This window comes from Variovorax sp. AC103, assembly GCF_979254005.1.
On the sequence record NZ_CEEDFC010000009.1, the window covers coordinates 1 to 19,689 of the forward strand.

10 protein-coding genes are annotated in these 19,689 nt (G+C 66.0%); 1 reads left to right on the top strand and 9 read right to left on the bottom strand.

Annotated features, from left to right (window positions below; all coding sequences use genetic code 11):
* Positions 1 to 87 precede the first annotated feature (87 nt).
* The 8 genes from AC0IYU_RS14710 to AC0IYU_RS14745 form a co-directional block, all read right to left on the bottom strand.
* Positions 88 to 543, bottom strand: a complete 456-nt coding sequence (locus AC0IYU_RS14710) for an SUKH-3 domain-containing protein (RefSeq protein ID WP_472118006.1) — start codon at positions 541 to 543, stop codon at positions 88 to 90.
* Positions 544 to 931: 388 nt separating this feature from the next.
* Complete coding sequence (locus AC0IYU_RS14715; protein ID WP_472118009.1) at positions 932 to 1,558, bottom strand: RHS domain-containing protein; 627 nt, start codon at positions 1,556 to 1,558, stop codon at positions 932 to 934.
* Complete coding sequence (locus AC0IYU_RS14720) at positions 1,545 to 2,021, bottom strand: hypothetical protein (protein WP_472118012.1); 477 nt, start codon at positions 2,019 to 2,021, stop codon at positions 1,545 to 1,547. Before AC0IYU_RS14720 ends, AC0IYU_RS14715 begins: the two co-directional genes overlap by 14 nt.
* Complete coding sequence (locus tag AC0IYU_RS14725) at positions 2,018 to 6,724, bottom strand: RHS repeat-associated core domain-containing protein (protein ID WP_472118015.1); 4,707 nt, start codon at positions 6,722 to 6,724, stop codon at positions 2,018 to 2,020. Before AC0IYU_RS14725 ends, AC0IYU_RS14720 begins: the two co-directional genes overlap by 4 nt.
* Positions 6,725 to 6,739: 15 nt before the next feature.
* A complete protein-coding gene (locus AC0IYU_RS14730; RefSeq protein ID WP_472118018.1) occupies positions 6,740 to 7,234 on the bottom strand; it encodes a pentapeptide repeat-containing protein in 495 nt (164 codons plus the stop codon).
* Positions 7,235 to 7,267: 33 nt separating this feature from the next.
* Positions 7,268 to 7,600, bottom strand: a complete 333-nt coding sequence (locus AC0IYU_RS14735) for a hypothetical protein (RefSeq protein ID WP_435485384.1) — start codon at positions 7,598 to 7,600, stop codon at positions 7,268 to 7,270.
* A gap of 28 nt (positions 7,601 to 7,628) precedes the next feature.
* Positions 7,629 to 12,494, bottom strand: a complete 4,866-nt coding sequence (locus AC0IYU_RS14740; RefSeq protein ID WP_472118021.1) for an RHS repeat-associated core domain-containing protein — start codon at positions 12,492 to 12,494, stop codon at positions 7,629 to 7,631.
* Between the two features lie 51 nt (positions 12,495 to 12,545).
* Positions 12,546 to 15,587, bottom strand: coding sequence for a type VI secretion system Vgr family protein (locus tag AC0IYU_RS14745; protein ID WP_472118024.1), 3,042 nt, complete (start codon positions 15,585 to 15,587; stop codon positions 12,546 to 12,548).
* Between the two features lie 367 nt (positions 15,588 to 15,954).
* Here AC0IYU_RS14745 and AC0IYU_RS14750 point away from each other — a divergent pair, with 367 nt between their 5' ends.
* On the top strand, positions 15,955 to 17,319 hold the full coding sequence (locus AC0IYU_RS14750; RefSeq protein WP_472118027.1) for a hypothetical protein: 1,365 nt from the start codon (positions 15,955 to 15,957) through the stop codon (positions 17,317 to 17,319).
* Between the two features lie 127 nt (positions 17,320 to 17,446).
* Here the strand turns inward: AC0IYU_RS14750 and AC0IYU_RS14755 are convergent, their stop codons facing one another.
* The gene (locus AC0IYU_RS14755; RefSeq protein WP_472118030.1) at positions 17,447 to 19,639 is read right to left on the bottom strand and encodes a LamG-like jellyroll fold domain-containing protein; all 2,193 of its coding nucleotides are present in this window, start codon (positions 19,637 to 19,639) and stop codon (positions 17,447 to 17,449) included.
* Positions 19,640 to 19,689: the final 50 nt, after the last annotated feature.

Sequence of the window (19,689 nt, forward strand, 5' to 3'; positions counted from 1 at the left end):
CGGCATACGAGATCCTATGACTCGTCTCGTGGGCTCGGAGATGTGTATAAGAGACAGCCCCCAGGCCTTGCACCAAATAGACCCGTCTTACTCCGAGAGCTTCTGAAACTTACCGCCAAACATAATCTTGTCCAAAGCTTCTTCTACCGTTTTCCCCATCCTGCAAAAGTAATCGTCATACCCCCCAAAAAAGCCACCGCAATCGCCAATTAAGAACGTCAAATGCCCGGAATAGCCTTGCCCGATCGGAATTAACACCTCGCCGGCGAGTCGTTCATAATCTCCAACGATCCAAGCGCGGTCTAAGCGACGCGTAGCCGCGGAAGGATCAAAATGGCTTTCATCGGATAATTCTCCGCTGTAGGCGGGATGCACTAATTTAATACCTCCAAAAGATCCAGCAAAATCCAATGCTTCCCGAAATGTTTTGTAGCCATCTTTCTTCCAGTCAGATGCAAACTGATTCGTTTCGATCTTTCGCGCAGAATTCCAACCGAAACGCCCCAGAGCAGCAGTCAATTTTGGATTTAATTGATAAGCCATGATCTATTGCCTGTCAGAACCTTGAATTTCTTGAATGTCACCGAACAATTTTTACAACAGGGCATCGGCTCTCCTGACCTCGTGTAGACAGTAGCGACATCGAGGTCGACAATGGACGACCCATCTTTTAATGCTTTATTTTCCGCATGAATTTCCGCGCAATTGTTTGCGCCCCAGCTTTCCAACGAAGATGCTGGCATGCCAACTCCCAATTCTCCATTAATGTTTTTGAGTTTTGTTTCACTGGTTCCGGTATAGATCTTTCCGGTTCTACGGTTCACCATTGCACAAGTGGCTGTGGGTAATTTTCCGCCTATCGCCCTGAGCCTTGCTGCTTCTCGCTTTGCATCTTCAAGCGCATTGGGGCATCCCTTAGATCTTTGAAGCCCTAATAAGTCGATCCACTGGATCGGATTGAGCGCGTATTCATACGAATTTGGGGCCTCCAATAGGTTTGATTGGGTCGCTGGACGTGAATCTTCCGCTGTAAGGGTCGTAATACCGATACCGGTTGCAATGCAGCCCGTCTCTTCATCAAAATACTGCTCCTGGAACCGTATCGGGTTCCGCCCCCCGCGCGTCTCCCCGCCTCGCTGATCGCCTCCCGCGCCGCTCCCCAGGCCTTGTACTGCGCCGACCACGCAACCGCGCCTTCATGGTCCGTCAGCTCCTGCGGCGTGCCAAGGTGGTCGCATTGATAGAACGCCATCTCCTTCCTGTCGAACGCACGCGGCACCGCGCTGCTACGCTGCTCGCCGTTCCACAGCGGGTCCTGCTCGATGTCGTAGACCCCGCCGTTCGCTTCCATCAGCGCCTTCGTATCCGTCGTCTCGCTCAGCGCCATCGCGCGCGCCTGGCGCACCTGCACCAGCGGCACGAACGAGCCGGCCTCGTGGATGTAGTGCACGCTCCAGCCGCGCTCGCCGCCCTCCTGAATCGCTGATTTGCTCTGCGTGCTCTCGAACCCGAGCAGGGCGCTGTCCCAGTCGATTGGCGCCGAATCACAGAGGATCAAGCAAATATTTCCGGGCGTACTTCAAAAACTCCATGCCCATTTCGGGGGCAAGCCGCTTAAGCAAGAAAAGATAGAACGGTAAGGGCGTTGGGCTTTCGTTTTCGTCCGGATTCCAGTCTGTGTCTTCATAGAAGCAGCAGACGGCGCATCGGCTCAACGCGGCCAGGGCCGGGTTTTCTTTTTCGGAACGATCGGACAACGCCCATAGCGCAAGCTTGCCCGGTTTGCGAAGCTCGTCGCTATTGCTTGCTTCAGAGCTGACAACGGCCTCCTGAAGTTGCTTAGCAATGAAGTTCAGCTGCGTCGGTGGGATCGCCTGATCGAACCGACCAGTCAAGATGCAAGTGCTTAGGAACTCGGCATACATCTTCATCATTCGGCCAAAGGGCACATGCCTGTCCGTCAGTTGCTCTTCGAGAGCATCAAGTTCGCTAATTTCTTCATCGGTGTACGGACCAATCATTCTTTCACTCCATCACAAACACCAAGCCGGCCCATGACAACCTTGCACGATTTGCAGTACGGCATCAACTTCCCATCATTTCTCACGGTCGTCGACGTACCTCCCTGAACGATGCCCCGAAGTTCGTCAACGCTAGAAGCATTGTGCGAATGCGCGATGCTGCTAAGCGCGTCGGGCTCGCCGCACCAAGGGTGTGTCTTGGACCTATCGTCTACTGGGATCTCGTCATACATTTCTTTGACCACTGGGTGCTGCGGCCCCTTTCCACCAGCTCCACCGCTGTATCCGACGACAGGTTCAGAAAGCTTCCCGCCTTCGATAGTGGTCCGCGTGCCTTGGTTGTTTGGCGTGATGCCTTTCTTTCGAGCAAGGCCCAAAGGATCGGTCCACGCTACCGGGTTGGGAGCAAATCGATGAAGATTTGAGCCGCCAATCAAGCCAATGGGATCCTTTGAAATGAATCGGCCTGCGCACGGATCGTAATACCGATACCGGTTGTAATGCAGCCCCGTCTCTTCATCAAAATACTGCCCCTGGAACCGTATCGGATTCCGCACCCCCGCTCGTCTCCCCGCCTCGCTGATCGCCTCCCGCGCCTCTCCCCAGGCCTTGTACTGCGCCGACCACGCAACCACCCCTTCATGGTCCGTCAGCTCCTGCGGCGTGCCAAGGTGGTCGCATTGATAGAACGCCATCTCCTTCCTGTCGAACGCACGCGGCACCGCGCCGCTGCGTTGCTCACCGTTCCACAGTGGGTCCTGCTCGATGTCGTAGACGCCGCCGTTGGCCTCCATCAGCGCCTTCGCATCCGTCGTCTCGCTCAGCGCCATCGCGCGCGCCTGGCGCACCTGCACCAGCGGCACGAACGAGCCGGCCTCGTGGATGTAGTGCACGCTGAAACCGTGCTCGCCGCCCTCTTCCACCGCTGATTTGCTCTGCGTGCTCTCGAACGCGAGCACATCGCCGTCCCAGCCGAACAGGGTGGTCGCCTCGCCCGTTCGCTTGGCGATGCGCCGCCCCAGCGCGTCGTACGCAAAGGTGGTGGTGATGCCGCTCGGGTCGGTGGCCGCGGTCATGCGGTTGAAGCCGTCCCAGGCGAAGACGGTGCGCCATCCGTTGCGCACGCGCTCGGTCATGTTGCCGCGTTCGTCGTAGCGGTAGCTGGTGCCGGCGTAGTTCTTCAGCAGGTTGTCCAGCAGCTTGCCAACTGCGCGCTGGTCCGGGTCTGCAGGCGTTGCGGGGTCGGCGATGTTGCCGGCCGGGTCGAAGGCGAACACCTCGCGGCCCACGCGGCTGTTGGCTTCGAGCAAGCGCCCGACCGGGTCGTAGCGGTAGCTGAGGTTGCCGCGACGGCTGTCGCCGATGCCCACGAGCTGGCCGGCCTTGTCGTAGCTGTAGCTGCGCTGGATGCCGGCCGCGCTCGCAGCCTCGACGGCGCCGGGCCTGGTGCGCGAGATCTGCTGTTCGAGCAGGCGCCCGGCGGGGTCGTACTTCAGGTGCTGGCTCAGGCCGTTGCCTTGCTCGCGCGCCACCTCGCGGTGCAGGTCGTCGCGCTCGAACTCCAGGATGTCCTGACCGTCGAGCAGCAGGCCGTGCACATGGCCCGATCCGTACGTGAGCCACTGCGTGACGTGGCCGTCGGGCCGCACGGTGGCGATGCGCTGGTTGAGCTCGTCGTAGCGGTGTTGCCAGACGGCCGTGCGCTTGCGTTCGAGGTAGTCGTGGTGCTCGCGCGTGAGGTTGCCGGCCGCGTCGTAGAACCACTGCAGGCGCGCGTCGCCGTTGGCGGCCTCGATGAGCCGGCCGCTGCGGTCGTAGCCGAAGTGCTCCGCCTGCTCGCCGGCCCTGCGTTCGCTCAGGCGCCCGAGCGCATCGAAGTCGAGCGCCGTGCGGTGGCCGGCTTCGACCACCTCGGCGAGGATGCCGGTGGTCGCTTCGTGGATGTACTGCGTGGTCTTGCGGTCGAAGCCGGTCTCTTCGAGCAGGCGGCCCGCCGGGTCGTAGCGAAAGTCGTAGCGGCTGCCGTTCTCGTTGTGCAGCTCGGTCAGGCGGCCCAGCAGATCCCATTGGTATTTGAGCGAGCGGCCTGCGGCGTCGGTGCGGCCGGCAATCAGCCCGGCTCGGGTATAGCCGTAGCGCGTGGCACGCCCGAGCGCATCGGTGTGTGTAAGCAGGCGGCCTTCGGCGTCGTGCACGAAGTGCTCGACGGTCTCGTCGGGCTGCACGACCTGTTCGAGCTGGCCGGCGGCGTAGCGGTAGCTGGTGGCGTTGCTCGCGGCATCCGTGGCCTTGGTGAGGCGGCCGCGCGCGTCGTATTCCCACTGGCTGGTCTTGGCGGAGCAGTCGGTGTAGCTGAGCAACTGGCCCGAGGGCGAATAGGCGAGCGACTTCACGCCGCCCTTCGCATCGGTGATGCGCACCGGCCGGCCGGCCTTGTCGTAGGCGTACTCGGTCTTGTGGCCCAGCGGGTCGATCTCTTCCGTCAGGTGGCCTTGCGCGTCGTAATCGCGCTTCCACACGCCGCCTTCGGCATCGAGGATGCCCGTCAGGCGGTTGAGCTTGTCGTACTCGAAATGCACGCGGCTGCCGTCGGCGCGCGTGTGGGTTTGCAGGTTGCCGTCTTCGTCGTAGGTGAAGTCGTCGGTGCTGCCGTCGGTGTGCACATGGCGGGTGATGTTCTTGGCGTCGTCGCGAAAGAACCATTCCTGCAGCTTGTCGGGGTGGATCACGCGGTAGGTGTAGCCCTGGATGTCGTAGTAGTGCCAGGTCTCGCCGCCCACTGCGTCGGTCACGTAGGTCAGGCGGATGTTCGGGTCCCACTCCAGCGTGAGCGCGAAGCTGCCGTCGTCGGACCACTCGCGAACCGCCTTGGCATCGGCGCCCGTGCCGTTGTATTCGAGGTTCATGCCGCGGCCGGTGCGGTCGGTGTAGCGGGTGACCAGATGGTGCGCGTAGGTGTAGGCCCAGCTCGCGCCGTCTTCGTCCTGTGCGGCGACGAGGTCGCGTTCCGCATCGTGCGTGTAGGCGGCCAGTTGGCGCACGACCTGGCCGTCTTTCAGCTCCCACAGCGACTGGATGAGCCCGGTCTGCGCATCGGGCTGCGTGCCCACGTGCGCCATGACGACCTCGCCCTGCTTGCTGACGATGTCGCTGAGCACGCGCTCGCCGGTCGACGCAATCACATGGTCGTAGCGCAGGCCGATGGACTTGCCGTCCTTCGCCTGCTGCGCCACGAGCCGGTAGTGCGGCTGGCGGCTGTCCACGCGCTCGTAGATCTCGCGCCATTCGCTCTGTTCGCCGGCGGGCAGCGGCTTGCCGAAGTCCAGCGCCAGCAGGCTCTCGCTCAGCAGCGAGATGCGGAGTTCCTCGATGGCATCGAAGTGGCTCTGCCCCACCTGCAGCACCGGATAGGCGTGGCTGCGGCCATCGGCCGCGTGGTACACGAAGCTGGCCTGCCCCTGGCGCGCACCGCGCACGGGCGTGGCAACGTCCACCCGCGTGCTGAACGGCGTGATCCAGCGTGCGCCGAGGCTGCCGCGGTCGAAAGCGTCGAGGTCGCTCGCATAGGTGCGCGACCACTCGATGGGCAGCGGCGCGGCGAGCGCGAAATCGGTGTGCGTGAAGCTCTCGTTGCCGGTGGCCAGGCTGATGGACTTGCCCACGCGCGGCAGGGCAGGGCAGGTCTTGCAGCCGCCCGTTCCCTGCGCCGGCGCCTGCCTGGTGATGTGCTCGAGCGGCTCACCGGGCTTGACCTTCTCGGCCTTGGCGCCGGTGTTCGGCGACAGCATCGCGTGCTGCTTGCCCTTCCTGCGCAGCAGCGCGTCCATGAGCTTGTGCAGCAGCCACATGATGCTGGCCTGCGTCTCCTTGTTGGCCAGCGCCGACAGTTGGCTGCGCAGCTGCCGCTTGAAGTCGAGCATCTGCGAAATCACGCCGTCCACCCGGCTGGCCACGCCCGCGGGCAGTTGGCTCGCGGCCGTCTTGGCAACGTAGTTGGCCGACTGCTTGGTGTAGCGCACGGCCGTGCCCCACATGCGGCGCCAGGTGCTCTCCGTCTTCGGGTCATGCACGCGGGCTTCGGCCGCGCCGGGCGTGGCCACGTTGAACAGGTCCTTCTGCCCCAGCACGCGTCGCAGGATGTCCACCAGGTTGTCGATGATCTTGTCGGCCAGGTCGGCGCAGCTCTTCAGGATGCCGTCGAGCTTGGCGATGGCACCCTCGATGAAGGTGTCCAGCTCGCCGGCGATGGTGGCGTTCAGGTGGCCCACCAGCGTGGTGACGATGGCCTCGCCCAGGTTGGACGCGGCGTTCTTCAGCTCCTGCCGCACCAGGTGCAGCGTGGGCCGCAGGCTCATGCGCGCGGCCGCCATGCTCGGCGGCAGCGGAATCAGGCCGATGAGGTTGATGCCAAGGCTCACCCAGAGCAGGAAGGCCTCGATGCCGTCCTTGGCCTTCTTCTCGACGATGTTGATGATGTCCAGGAACACATCCACCAGCGCCATGATGTTGCCGATGACCGGAATGCTGCCCAGCACCATGGTGAGCCGCTCCAGCGTGACGTAGCCGCCGCTGAAGCCGCGCAGCCAGTCGTCCACCGCCTTGCTGGACGCGGCGATGTCTTCTTTCACGATGGTGTTCAGCGGCGCCACGGCCGTCTGGGTTTCGCGCTGCGCCGGCGCGTTCTTTTCTTCCGTCCCTGCCATTTCTCGCTCCCTCCCTCAGTTGATGTTGGCGCCCTGAAACTCCAGTTGCTCGAAGGTGCTGCCCGTGAAGTCGACACTGCGCCCCTGCAGGCCCTGTGCATGCACCATGGTGCCGCTGCAGTTCAGCACGCCCACGTCGGTCCACCGGCCGCCCGCGAAGCTGATGTCGTCCCAATGGCATTGCGTGAAGGTGCTGGTGCCGATGCTGGCGCCGTCGAAGTTGGCGCGCGCGAAGCTGCAGTTGACGAAGGTGCAGCCGGAGACCGAGATGCCGCCGAAGTCGCACTGCGTGAAGCTGCAGCCGGTGAACTGGCAGGCGCTCCAGCCCGCCTGCCTGAAGCTGGTGGCGGTGAAGCTGGTGCCCGTGAAGGTGGTGGCGGCGAACTGGGCCAGGCCCAGATCGAGCCCCGCGTAGGCGAAGCTGTCGGCCTGGCCCACCAGCCCGGCGGGGGCGCCGCCCGCGCCTTTGCGCCACAGGTCGTGCGCGAGGATGATGATCTGGGAAGACATGAAAGGGTCGGTGCGCAGCGCGTGGGCGGCGCGCTAGCGGCTGCCCTGCTCCCGCAGGATTTCGCCCGTCGTCCTGGAGGCGATGTACAGCACCGAACGCCCCAGCTTGCTGGCGTTGCCAAGCCCCTTCTGCCCCGGCGGCAGCTTGGCCGAGAACGCGATGCCGATGGCGGTTGCACCGTTCTCGTCTTCGCCGTTTTCCTTCTTGCGCTCGGCGATGCGAACGGTGAAGTTGTTCAGGTCCTGGCCGGTCTTCTCGAAGAGCCTGTACGCGTTGTTCAGCGCGGCGACCACGGGGGTGTCCAGCAGCAGCTGGTCGGGCGCCTCGACTTCGAACAGCGGCGCGGCGGAGGCATGGATGTTCATAAAGATTCCCAACGCAATGATCAGGCCCTTACAGCCTGTAGGTTTGATTGGCCTTAGGGTCGTAGCCCTTGTAGCCGTCGCTCGGCGTGCCCAGGTAGCCTCGGTAATCGGGGTGATCATGTTCCATTCCTTGCTTGGCCGCGGCCTTGTCTTCGGGCGAGAAGTTGTTGCTCCCGTAGTAGTCCTTGGCGCGCGTGGTGCGGTTTCCGTCGCGGTCGGAGTGGTCGCCATGGGTGTGCCAGTAGCCCACTTCCTGCGCGCACCGGGGCATGTTCGGCGACAGCGGACTCCAGGGGTTGACGGTGTCCTTCTCGCCCCTGGTGGCCTTGGTGTAGTCGTACTTGCCGTCGGGCGTCTGGTAGACCAGGCCGCCGTACTCCACGTTGTCGCGAATGGACTTGTCGTTGTAGCGCATCATGGCCGCCTTGGCCGCGCCGTCGGCCGTGGCAAAGCGCCCGCCCTTGGGCTTCTTGCAGGCCGGCGCGGCCTGCAGGCCCAGTGGGTCGACCCAGGCCACCGGGTTGGGCACGTAGGCATGCGTGTTGATGCCGCCGCCCAGGCCCAGCGGGTCGCTGCTGACGAATCGGCCGGCCTGCGGGTCGTAGTAGCGGTGCCGGTTGTAGTGCAGCCCGGTCTCCTCGTCCAGGTACTGCCCCTGGAAACGGATCGGGTTGGCAAAGCCGGCTCTTCGACCGGCCTCGCTGATCACCTCCCTGGCCTCGCCCCATGCCTTGTACTGCGCCGACCAGGCCACCTGGCCGTTGTGGTCGGTGAGCTCCTGCGGCGTGCCCAGGTGGTCGCATTGGTAGAAGGCAATTTCTTCCCTCGCGAAGGCGGTCGGCGCGGGCAGTTGCTCGCCGTTCCACAGCGGGTCTTGCGCAATGTCGTAGGAGCCGCCGTTGGCCTGCATCAGCGCCTTCACGTCGGTGGTGGTGCTCAGCGCAATGGCCTTCGCCTGCCTGACCTGCACCAGCGGCACGAACGAATCCGGCTCGTGGATGTAGTGCACGCTCCAGCCGCGGCCTTGCCGCTCGCTGTCGCCGGCCAGGCTCTGCGTGCTCTCGAAGGCCAGCGTGTCGCCGTCCCAGCCGAACAGCGTGATGCTGTGCTGCGAGCGCTTGGCGATGCGCCGGCCCATCGGGTCGTAGCTGAAGCGGGTGCTGCCTTGTGCATCGGTGGCGGCGGTCATGCGGTTGAAGCCGTCCCATTCGAACGTTGTCTTGCGTCCGTTCTTCACGCGCTCGCACAGGTTGCCGCGTTTGTCGTAGCGGTAGGTGGTGCCCGCGTATTCCTTGAGCAGGTTGTCCAGCACGCGGTTGACGGTGTGCGGGCCCGGGTGCCTGGGCTCGGCGGCGGCGATGTCCGCGATGTTGCCGGCCGGGTCGAAGGCGAAGGTCTCGCGGCCCAGTCGGCTGCTGGCTTCGAGCAGGCGGCCCACGGGGTCGTAGCGATAGCTCAGGTTGCCGCGCCGGCTGTCGCCGATGTCGGTCAACTGGCCGGCCTTGTCGTAGCCGTAGCTGCGGCGCAGGCTCAGCGCCTCGGCCGTGCCGGCGCTGGCCGGTTTGGCGGGCGACACCTGCTGCTCCAGCAGCCTGCCCACGGGGTCGTAGCGCAGGCGCTGGTTCAGGCCGTTGCCCTGCGCGCGGGCGGTTTCGCGATGAAGGTCGTCGCGCTCGAAGCCCAGGATGTCCTGCCCGTCGACCAGCAGTCCGTGCACGTGGCCCGAGCCGTAGGTCAGCCATTGCGTCACATGGCCGTCGGGCCGAATGGTCGCGATGCGCTGGTTGAGCTCGTCGTAGCGGTGCTGCCACACCGCCGTTTGCGACCGGGCCAGGTGGTGGTGGTGCTCACGGGTCAGGTTGCCGGCGGCGTCGTAGAACCATTGCAGTTTGGCGTCGCCGTTGGCGGCCTCCGTCAACCGGCCGTTGCGGTCGAAGGCGAAGCGCTCAGTCTGCGCGTTGCCTCCCTCGCCTGCCTCGCCGGCCGTGCGCTGCACCAGGCGGCCCATCGCGTCGAACTGAAATGCCGTGGTGTGCGCACCGGCCTCCACCACCCGCAGCAGTGCGCCGGTGGCTTCCTCGTACACGTACTGCCTGCTTTGCCGGTCGAAGCCGGTTTCTTCCAGCAGTCGCCCCGCCGGGTCGTAGCGGAAGCTGTAGTGGCTGCCGTTCTCGTTGTGCAACTCGGCGAGGCGACCCGCCAGGTCCCAGTGGTAGCGCAAGGTACGGCCCGCGGCGTCGGTGCGCCCGGCCACCAGGCCCGCGCGGTTGTAGCTGTAGCGGGTGCGGCGGCCCAGCGCATCGGTATGAGCGAGCAGCCGCCCTTCGGCGTCGTGCACGAAGTGCTCGCGGGTCTGGTCGGGCAGCGAGACTTCCTCCAGCCGGCCCGGGTGATTGGCGTCGCCGCCCGAAGCCTGCTCGCCCGTCGCGGTGTAGCGGTAGCGCGTGGCCTGCCCGGCCGCGTCGATGGTCCGGCTCAACCGGCCGCGGCTGTCGTACTCCCACCGGCTGGTCTTGCCCGAGCAGTCGGTGTAGCTGGCGAGCTGGCCGGCGGAGGTGTACGTCAGGCGCTTGGCGCCGCCCTTGGCGTCGGTGATGCCGATCGGCCGGCCGGCCTTGTCGTAGGCGTATTCGGTCTTGTGACCCAGGGGGTCGATTTCTTCGGTGACGTGCCCCTGCGCGTCGTAGCTGCGCTTCCAGATGTGGCCTTCAGCGTCGCGCAGGCCCGTCATGCGGTTCAGTGCGTCGTATTCGAAATGCACGCGGCTGCCGTCGGCACGGGTGTGCACCTGCAGGTTGCCGTCGAGGTCGTAGCTGTAGTCGTCGGTGCTGCCGTCGGCATGCACGTGCCGGGTGAGGTTCTTCGCGTCGTCGCGGAAGAACCATTCCTGCAGCTTGTCGGGATGGATGACGCGATAGGTGTAGCCCAGGATGTCGTAGTAGAACCAGGTCTCGCCGCCCAGCGCGTCGGTCACGTAGGTGAGGCGGATGTTCTTGTCCCACTCGAACTTCAGCGCAAAGCTGCCGTCGTCGGACCATTCGCGCACGGCCCTGGCATCGGGGCCCGTGCCGTCGTATTCGAGGTTCATGCCGCGGCCGGTGCGGTCGGTGTAGCGGGTCACCAGGTGATGGCTGTAGCTGTAGCGCCAGCCGGCGCCGTTCTCGTCCCGCGCCTCGACCAGGTCTCGCTGGCCGTCATGCGTGTAGGCGGCCAGCTGGCGCAGCACCTGGCCGTCCTTCAGCTCCCACAGCGACCGGATGAGCCCGGTCTGCGCATCGGGCAGCGTGCCCACGTGCGCCATCGTCACGTCGCCCTGCTTGCTGATGATGTCGCTGAGCACCTGCTCGCCGGTGGCCGCGATCACGTGGTCGTAGCGCAGGCCGATGGACAGGCCGTCCCTGGCCTGCAGCGTGACCAGCCGGTAGTGCGTGTGCGGCTCGCCTGGCACCAGCTCGTAGATCTCGCGCCAGGCACCCTGCTCGCCGACGGGCATCGGCTTGCCGAAGTCCAGCGTCAGCAGCCGTTCGTTCAGGCGCGACACCGTCACCTCTTCAACGGGATCGCGGTACACCTGGCCCACCGCCAGCAACGGGTAGGCATGGCTGCGGCCGTCGGCCGCGTGATAGACCAGGCTGGGCTGGCCCTGGCGCTCGCCACGGGCCGGCGTTGCCTGGTCCACGCGCGTGCTGTAGGCCGTGAGCCAGCGCGCGCCCAGGGGCGAACGGTCGTAGGCGTCGAGCTGGCTGCGGTAGGTGCGCGCCCATTCGATGGGCAGCGGCGCGGCGAGCATGAAGTCGGTGTGGGTGAAGCTTTCGCAGCCCGTTACCAAGCTGATCGACTTGCCCAGCGCCACGGGCGCGGGGCAGTTCTTGCAGCCGGCGTCTTTCTTGGCGTCGGCTTGCTTGTTGACGTGCTCGAGCTGGGTGCCCGGCTTGTCCTTCTCGGCCTTGGCGCCCGCCTGCGGCGACACGACGGCGCCGCGCTGACCCTTCTTGCGCGCGATGGCGGCCAGCAGCTTGTGCAGCAGCCACATGATGCTGGCCTGTGCCTCCTTGTCGGCCAGTTGAACGAGCTGGTTGCGAAAGGTCTTCTTGAAGTCCAGCAGGCCGGCGATGACGCGGTTGACCTCGCCCGCCACGCTGTCGGGCAGCCGGTTGGCCGCCACTTTGGCCGCGTAGTTGGCCGACTGCTTGCCGTACTTGACGGCGGTGCCCCACAACCGGCGCCAGGTGCTCTGGGTCTGGGGGTCGTGCACCTGGGTTTCGGCCGCGACGGGCGTGGCGACCGTGAACATGTCCTTCTGGCCCAGCACGCGCTGCAGGGTGTCGACCAGGTTGTCCACGATGCTGTCGCTCAGCCGTGCGCAGCCTTGCAGCATGTCGCCGAGCTTGGCGATCGCGCCGTCGATGAAGACTTCCAGCTCGCCGGCGATGGTGGCGTTCAGGTGGCCCACCAGCGTGGTGACGATGGCCTCGCCCAGGTTGGACGCGGCGTTCTTCAGCTCCTGCCGCACCAGGTGCAGCGTGGGCCGCAGGCTCATGCGCGCGGCCGCCATGCTCGGCGGCAGCGGAATCAGGCCAATGAGGTTGATGCCAAGGCTCACCCAGAGCAGGAAGGCCTCGATGCCATCCTTGGCCTTCTTCTCGACGATGTTGATGATGTCCAGGAACACATCCACCAGCGCCATGATGTTGCCGATGACCGGAATGCTGCCCAGCACCATCGTCAGGCGCTCCAGCGTGACGTAGCCGCCGGTGAAGGAGCGCAGCCAGTCGTCCACCGCCTTGCTGGACGCGGCGATGTCTTCCGGCACGATGGTGTTCAGTGGCGCGACCGCCGTCTGGGGTTCGCGCTCCGCCGCCTGCGGCGTCGGCGCTGCTTCCTGTCCTGCCATTTTTTCCTGTGCTCTGGAGGCTGATGTGTTCGGTTGTGGAGGTGCGGCGCGTCAGCCTGTGAAGCCGGGTGTGCGGCCCGCGGTCGCAATGGCGGCTGGAGCCGGCGCGGCGTCGGGCTTCGGCGGCTTCATGCCACCCATGGCTCCGGTGACCGCACCGGTGACCGGCGCACCCATCGGCCCCAGCCTGGCGCCGGCCGCCTGCATCGCCATGCCCGTGGCGGCCTGGCTCGCCTGCCCGAGCAGCGCCTTCGCGCCGCCCTGCTGGAACGACTGCGCGGCCCCCACGGTCTGCTGCGCCAGGCTCGCCGCCTGCGTGACCCTGGCCAACGCGCCCGCCGCACCGCTGCCCACGCCGGCGACACCCGCCAGCGCAGCCGCGGCGCCGGCGGCACTTCCCACGCTGGCCACGCCGCCCACACCACCCAGCAGCCCGGAGGCGCCGGCCAGCAGGCCCGCCGCGCCGCCCGTGCCCGACACCCCGCCGCCCGCGCCGGTCGGCTCCGCGCTGCCGGCACTCCTGGCCTTCCAGTCTTCGGGCGTGCCGAAGTAGCTGCCCTCGTCCCATGGATCGCGCGGGTCCTTTCCGAAGGTCACCTTGGCCGTGCCGATGGGCAGGCCCGCCACGCTCGCGAAGCCGTTGCGGTCGAGGGTGCCCGCGTGCGAGCCGCCTTCGGAGTCGACCACCGTGAAGTCGCCCTGCGCCACGCCCTGGCGCTTCTCGCCGGTCGGCTTGACGTACTGGTGGTACAGGTCGAGCTGCCCCTTGGGCAGCGGCGCGGGGTTGGGCAGCGACGGCTTGCCCTCGCTGGCCGGCCCTACCAGGCTGTGCACCGCCGCATGCTCGCGCCAGGTGCCCGAGGTGCCGTGCTCGATGCCGCCGGCGCTCCAGCGGCTGTAGCTGGAGCCGCCGTTGATCACCACCTCCTCTTTCGCGCTGATGGTGATCCGGCTGGCCGTGTGCGTGATGTTGAGCTTGGCCAGCACGTTCACGCTGTCCTTCAGCGCCGAGATGTCGATGTCGGCGCCCGCCGCCACCAGCTTCATGCCGGCCTTGTGGGCGAACAGGCGCACCGCGTTCTTCGCGCTCGCCAGAAAGCTCTTGCCCGCGCTCACGCTGGTGTGGCCGCCGCTGGTGAGCGCGTTGTGCTCGTTGCTCACCACATGGGTGGAGCCCTGCGCCGCGGTCTGGATGCCCTCCTTGCTCGCCAGCGTGAGGTGCGGCGCCTGGAACTCGGGAAACTCGCCCTGCACGCGGTCGCCCGCGCCCTGGCCCTTGATGGCCTCGTTCTGCGCCTTCAGCTCCTGCGTGACCTCGTCCTGGTCGCCGGCCTCGTGGGCCTTGGCGTCCTGCGCCGCCTGGCTCAGCCCCTCGTGCAGGTCGCGGCCCTGCGTGAGCCGCGCCACGGTCTCGCCCATGTCGGTGGTGTGCGCCTGTGCATTGGCACGCGGCTCGGTGGTCAGCAGCAGGCCCCGGGCCGCGCGCACCGCGCCGTGCCCGTCGGTGCGCAACTCGAAGCCCTGGCCGCGCGGCTCCTGGCGCCCCGCGGTGTCCTCGATGCGCCCGATGTGGCCCACGCTCAGCTGGCTGGCCTGGTGGTCGCTGCGCAGCTGCGCCTGGATCTTGCCCTGCGTGTCGTCCAGCACCAGGTGGTTGCTGCGCCCGCCGCCGAGCTCGCGGCTGCGAATGCCCGACAGGTGCTTCTGCCCGGGCAGCTCCCACGCAGGCATGGTGTCCGCGTTGTGCACGCAGCCGGTGACGATGGGGTGGTCGGGATCGCCGTTCAGGAAGTCGACGATCACCTCCATGCCGATGCGCGGCACCGAGGTCATGCCGAAGGTGGCGCCGCCCCACGCAGTGGACACGCGCACCCAGCAGCTGGAGTTCTCGTTCTCCTGCCCGATGCGGTCCCAGTGGAACTGCACCTTGATGCGCCCGTAGGCGTCGGTCCAGATCTGCTCGCCCTGCGGGCCCACCACCATCGCGGTCTGCGGCCCGCGCGTGCGCGGCTTGGGCGTGGTGCGCACAGGGCGCCAGGGGTAGCTGGTGGGTTGCGCGTCGAACGCGAAGCGCTGCACCGAGCCCTCGGTGCCTTGCGCGCCCTCGCTGGCCTGCAGGGTCTCCTGCAGGTGGTAGCTCACGCCCACCAGCAGGTACTGCCGGTTCTGGTCGGCCTTCGGGTGGCCGCTCAGGCGCAGCGTGTGGCCGGGCGCCAGCTCGCGCAGGTTCGCGCGGCCGGTGACGCGGCTGCGCTGGCTCAGCTGCTCTTCGTTGCGGATGCGCGCGTAGGTTTCACCGTCACCGTGCTGCGTGAAACCGCCGGGCCACTCGTACTGCTCGTAGCTGTCGTGGTCGTGCCCCGGCGGCATCTGCCGCAGGTGCGACAGCTCGGCCTTGGGCTTTTCGAAGTCGTAGTCGTCGTTGTAGTGGTGGCCGGGGCGCACTTCTTCCGCGATCTCCCACGCATAGATGCGCTCGCGCTGGCCCATGCCCGATTTTTCCAGCGGGTGGTAGCGCACCTCTTCGCCGCCGGGCAGCGGGCTGTGCGAGCCGGCCATGTCGTCGGCGAACACCAGCACGTGCTGCGCGGCCTCGTGGCGGAAGTAGTAGTAGATGCCTTCGAGCTCGCACAGGCGGGAGACGAAGTGGAAGTCGCTCTCGTGGTACTGCACGCAGTAGTCCCAGCGGCGGTAGTCGGCGCGCGTGAGCTTCTTCTCGACGGGATGGCCGTAGCTGCCGAGCACCTCGGTGAGGATGTCGGGCACGCTCTTGCCCTGGAAGATGCGAAAGTCGCTGCGCCGCGTGGCCAGCCACAGCCAGGGGCGCAGGCGCAGCCGGTAGAACGAGCTGCGCGCGTCTTCCTCCTGCAGGCCGAAGCGCGTGGCGATGCCGCCCAGGTAGCGCACACCGCCCTCGGTTTCGAGCACCACGGTGGCCGCCTTGCCCAGCAGCGCCTTGGGCTCGAGTCCGTTGCTGTTGCCCAGCAGGTCGATGTCGAACGCGTACAGCTGACTGAGCGCTTCGCGGCCCACCAACTGGCGCAGCTGCAACGCCTCGCCCAGCGGGGTCTGGATACTGACGCGGCGGCTCATTGCAACGCCGCGGGCTGTTTATAAGAAAAAATGCCTAATTGGATTTGATCCAATACGAATATTGTTTGCGAATTGAGCTTCACGCTCACCTCCCCTTGCTTGTTTTCACAATTATTTTAAATGTTGATTTACGGTAAGAAGCAATTCCAATAATTGTTAAAGGCACAAATTAGAAAAAAGTTCTACCCGGTTGAGCGACACGTCATGGCGCCTCCTGGCTTTGCCAGGGCTGTCGCCGCCGGTTTGCCACACAGCGATTAACCCCGACATTGCATTCACTTACTTTTTTAATTTTCCGCTTACGATTTAAAAGCCGAGTCGCCAACTTCAATGATTCGGTCAAATCAAAAAAGAGGGAAATTCTGTAATGAAATGGTATTCGTACGCTGCAAGCGCGGCGGTGCTGATCGGGGGATTGAGCGGCTGTGGTGGTGGTGGCGGAGGCGGTGGCGGCGGTGCCGCGTTCCCGCTGCTGCCCGTTCCGGCGGCCACGCTGAGTTTCAGCGTCACGGTGAACGGCAACAGCGCCACCGAGGACGGCAGCGGCCAGTATTCGGTGAAGCCTGGCGATACGGTCACCGTGGTCCCCAACCTGGGCGCCGACTGGACGAGCAATTCGGCGCCGTCAGGCTCGGTGAGCCTGCGCGACCCCGACATTTCGAGCAACAAATGGTCGGCGCAAATCGTCAACTCGACCACCGCCAGCAGCGTGCTCACGGTCAGCGCCAAGGCGACGTCCAACGCGGCGCTGACCAAGGATGCCGTCTTCATAGTCTCTGCAGGCGACGCTCGCAACGGCTCCTACAAGGTATTTGCGGCCAACGGCACCAGGCAGGCCCTGGCGCTCAATTTCGACACGCTGTCGTACGTCATGACGGACGACACCGGCGCCAACGTCTCGGCCGCCTACAGCACCGACCCTACGGAGGCCGGCACCTATCTGTTCAAGAGCACGCGCAACACGGCCAAGGCCATCAACACCCGGTTCCGGATCACCACGGACACAGTGGTGGGCAGCTTCCCGTTCCAGGTTGCGAAGGTCCCCGGCACCTACGCCGTGCAACCCTTCGTGGCGTCGCGCGCGCTGGTGACGACACCGTCGGCGCTCGACGGCACCTACACGCGCCTGGGCATCAACATGCAAGCCGCCACGCGTGACTCGAACATCCGGCAAGTGCAAGTCACCGGCGCGGGCACCGTGCTCTACATGTGCGACGAAGTGGGCATCACCTCCATTGCAGCTTGTCCTGCACCCTCCTTGTTGACGTACAACGTGACGCCGGGCGCAACCCCCGATGCATGGAACATCGCCAACGTGGCCGATCCGCTGGACGCAGGGGCCTTCTACATCGCCCGTGTGGCAGGCAAGAACGTGTACCTGTCGGCCGGCACCAACCCCAAGGCGCCGAACGACGCGGTGTTTCGCATCGGCCTCGTCGAGTCCGCGTCCTGGCCAGCGAGCAAGACCAGCGGGGGCGACACCAATGGCAGCTGGGGCACACTGGACTTCGATGCAACGACCTATTCGACATTGCTCGCGCGCGGCGATGCGACGGGCTACGGCTTCATTGCAAACCTGAACTCGCCGAGTGCCACGATCGCGAACCTGCGTGGCTTCACGGATCCGAGCAACGAAACCTACTTCGGCACCCAGGACGGCACGTTGTCGGTGGTGGTGGGCGCGCGCACCGGGCCGGTCGCCGGCTACCTGCAGGTCGGCCTGAGCCGCTGACCTGATGGCAAGGCCGGGGCGTGACTGCCGGCCTTGACCCACACAAGCCGCGCTGCGCTGCCCATGGCATGCACAGCGCGGCTGTTCTTTTTTCGGCGCCGCTGCGCAGCAGGAAGCTTCGGACTCGTCAGCCCGGCTTGCGCGCCGTGAGCCACTGCGCGGGCGCCAGCGCCGCGGCCACCACCCGCACCTCGCCGATGTTGCCGAAGAAGCCGTCGGCGCGCGCACCGTTCCAAGAGCCGCCGCCCACCACCCAGGGCGAGGTGGCCGAGAGCGTGGCCAGTCCAGGAATGGCCGCCGCGTTGCGCAGCACCGGGGCGCCTTCGACGTACATCGTGGTGTCGTGCGACGTGGGGTCGTTCACGATGGCGATGTGCACCCAGCGGTCGGCGATCACCTCGCCCGACCAGTTGGTCTTGGGCGCGCGGCTGCCCGACTGGTTCGGCACCACCTCCCACTGCACCTCGCGCAGGCTCGAGATGGCGAACAGCATGGGCGGGGCTTCCGGGTCGTCTCCTGTGTAGCCCGACAGGTCGCCGCGACGGCCGTCGCGCGTCATGATGTTCATCCACGCCTGGTTGCCGCTGGTCCAGCTCTTGTCGATCTTGACGAAGGCCTCGACGGTGTAGCCGTTGTCCAGCGTCTGTGCGTTGATCGGCGCGGCCGCGTCGGTGAGGAAATAGCTCAGCCGCGGCGTGTTCTTGTTGGTGTTGAGAAAGCGCACCGAGCCCGGCGCGGCCGACAGGTGATGGCGGTCGTCGGTCCACACCACGTCGCCGTCGGCGGCACCGGTGATGCCTCCCTGGTTGAGCGTGTCGCGGTGCAGCGGGTTGTTGCCCGTGAGGTCGGCCACCACGGTGCCCGGCAGCACCGGCTGGTTGACCGTGCCGCCGAAGAATCGCCAGTGCGCCAGCGTGTTCGCCACCTGCGGGTAGTCGTTGGCGTCGGCCGCCGGCCGCTGCTCGAGCGTGGCGGGGTCCTTGTAGTTGGCCAGGATCATGGCGCGCGCCTGGTCGACCAGCGAGCTGTCGACGGTGGCGCTGCCGGTGCCGAAGCCCTTGTTGAAGCCGGCGAAGCGCTGCGCGAAATCCATGTCGATGACGAAAGCCTCGTTGGGCGTGGTGAGCACGGCCTGGTCGAAGCTGTTGAGCGTGCCGGCCGGCTTCTGCGGCACCCACGGCGAGAACGACAGCACCTTGATCTGCCTGTTCGTGAGGTCGAACTCGTACAGGCGCATGAGGCCGTTGCCGCCCTGGTAGGCCATCTGGTAGTCGACCACCATCTCCTCGACCTTGTGGCCGAAGTCGTTGGTCTTGGTGAGGTGCGCGGCGCCGTGGTGGTGGCCGTTGAGCGTCATGAAGATCTGGTCGTTGTCGCGAATCAGCTTCTCCCAGAGCATCTTGCCGTAGTCGGTTTCGAGCGGGCTGGTGCCGTCGGCGTCGATGTTGAGCAGCTGGTGGTTCACCAGGATGACGGGCAGCGTCGGGTTCTTCGCGATCGCCTGGCGGGCCCAGGCGATGCCCGCGGTGGAAATGCGCCACGACAGCGACAGCACCATGAACTTCTGGCCCTGCGCCTCGAACACGTGGTATTCATGAAAGCCGCTCGGGTCGCGCGCGCCGAAGGTGGCCTGCTTCTTCGCGCGCTCGGCGCCGAACCACTGGAGGTACGGCTCGTTCGCCAGCGTGCGGGTGGCGTCGGTACCGCCCACGGGATCGAGGCTGTAGTCGACGTCGTTCAGCACGTCGTGGTTGCCGGCCAGCACGCTGTAGGGCAGCTTGGCGTCTTCCAGCACCTTCATCGCGGCGTCGGCCACCTTCCACTGGTCGGGCTTGCCCACCTGGTCGACCACGTCGCCGAGGTGGATGGTGAAGGGAATGTTCAGCGCGCGGGCGTTGGCGGCGATCCATTTCGTCTGCGCGGCGAAGGGCGCGCTGCCGAAGCGCTTGTCGTACTGGTCGCTCTCGGCGGCCGTGGCGTAGCGCGCGTAGAACTGGGTGTCGGGCATCACGGCCAGCGCGAAGCTGGAGATCTTCGCGGCTGGCGGCGCGCTGGCGGGCGGTGCCGGGGTGGGCACCGGCGCAGGCGCCGGCAACGGCCCCGACACGGACGAAGCGCCGTCGTTGCCGCCACCGCAGGCAGCCAGCAGGGCGCTGCCGCCGCCCACCGTCAGCAGGGAGGCGCCGAGCTTGAGCATCTGCCGGCGCGCGGGCGCATTCGATGCGGCAGTGTGGGATGCGGCGTTCGACTCGGTGTTCGAAAGGGAAGGCGAGGCGGTGCACGGCGTGCGCGGGCCGCGCGGGTCGTCGGAAACGGACATGGGAATGAGGGCGAAACGTTGCGAAGCGCGCAGCGTAAAAAGCACCGGTG

Bases quoted from the DNA above. Each gene is read 5' to 3' on its own strand.
- AC0IYU_RS14710 (WP_472118006.1), bottom strand. From the start codon at position 543: ATGGCTTATCAATTAAATCCAAAATTGACTGCTGCTCTGGGGCGTTTC.
- AC0IYU_RS14720 (WP_472118012.1), bottom strand. From the start codon at position 2,021: ATGATTGGTCCGTACACCGATGAAGAAATTAGCGAACTTGATGCTCTC.
- AC0IYU_RS14725 (WP_472118015.1), bottom strand. From the start codon at position 6,724: ATGGCAGGGACGGAAGAAAAGAACGCGCCGGCGCAGCGCGAAACCCAG.
- AC0IYU_RS14730 (WP_472118018.1), bottom strand. From the start codon at position 7,234: ATGTCTTCCCAGATCATCATCCTCGCGCACGACCTGTGGCGCAAAGGC.
- AC0IYU_RS14735 (WP_435485384.1), bottom strand. From the start codon at position 7,600: ATGAACATCCATGCCTCCGCCGCGCCGCTGTTCGAAGTCGAGGCGCCC.
- AC0IYU_RS14740 (WP_472118021.1), bottom strand. From the start codon at position 12,494: ATGGCAGGACAGGAAGCAGCGCCGACGCCGCAGGCGGCGGAGCGCGAA.
- AC0IYU_RS14745 (WP_472118024.1), bottom strand. From the start codon at position 15,587: ATGAGCCGCCGCGTCAGTATCCAGACCCCGCTGGGCGAGGCGTTGCAG.
- AC0IYU_RS14750 (WP_472118027.1), top strand. From the start codon at position 15,955: ATGAAATGGTATTCGTACGCTGCAAGCGCGGCGGTGCTGATCGGGGGA.
- AC0IYU_RS14755 (WP_472118030.1), bottom strand. From the start codon at position 19,639: ATGTCCGTTTCCGACGACCCGCGCGGCCCGCGCACGCCGTGCACCGCC.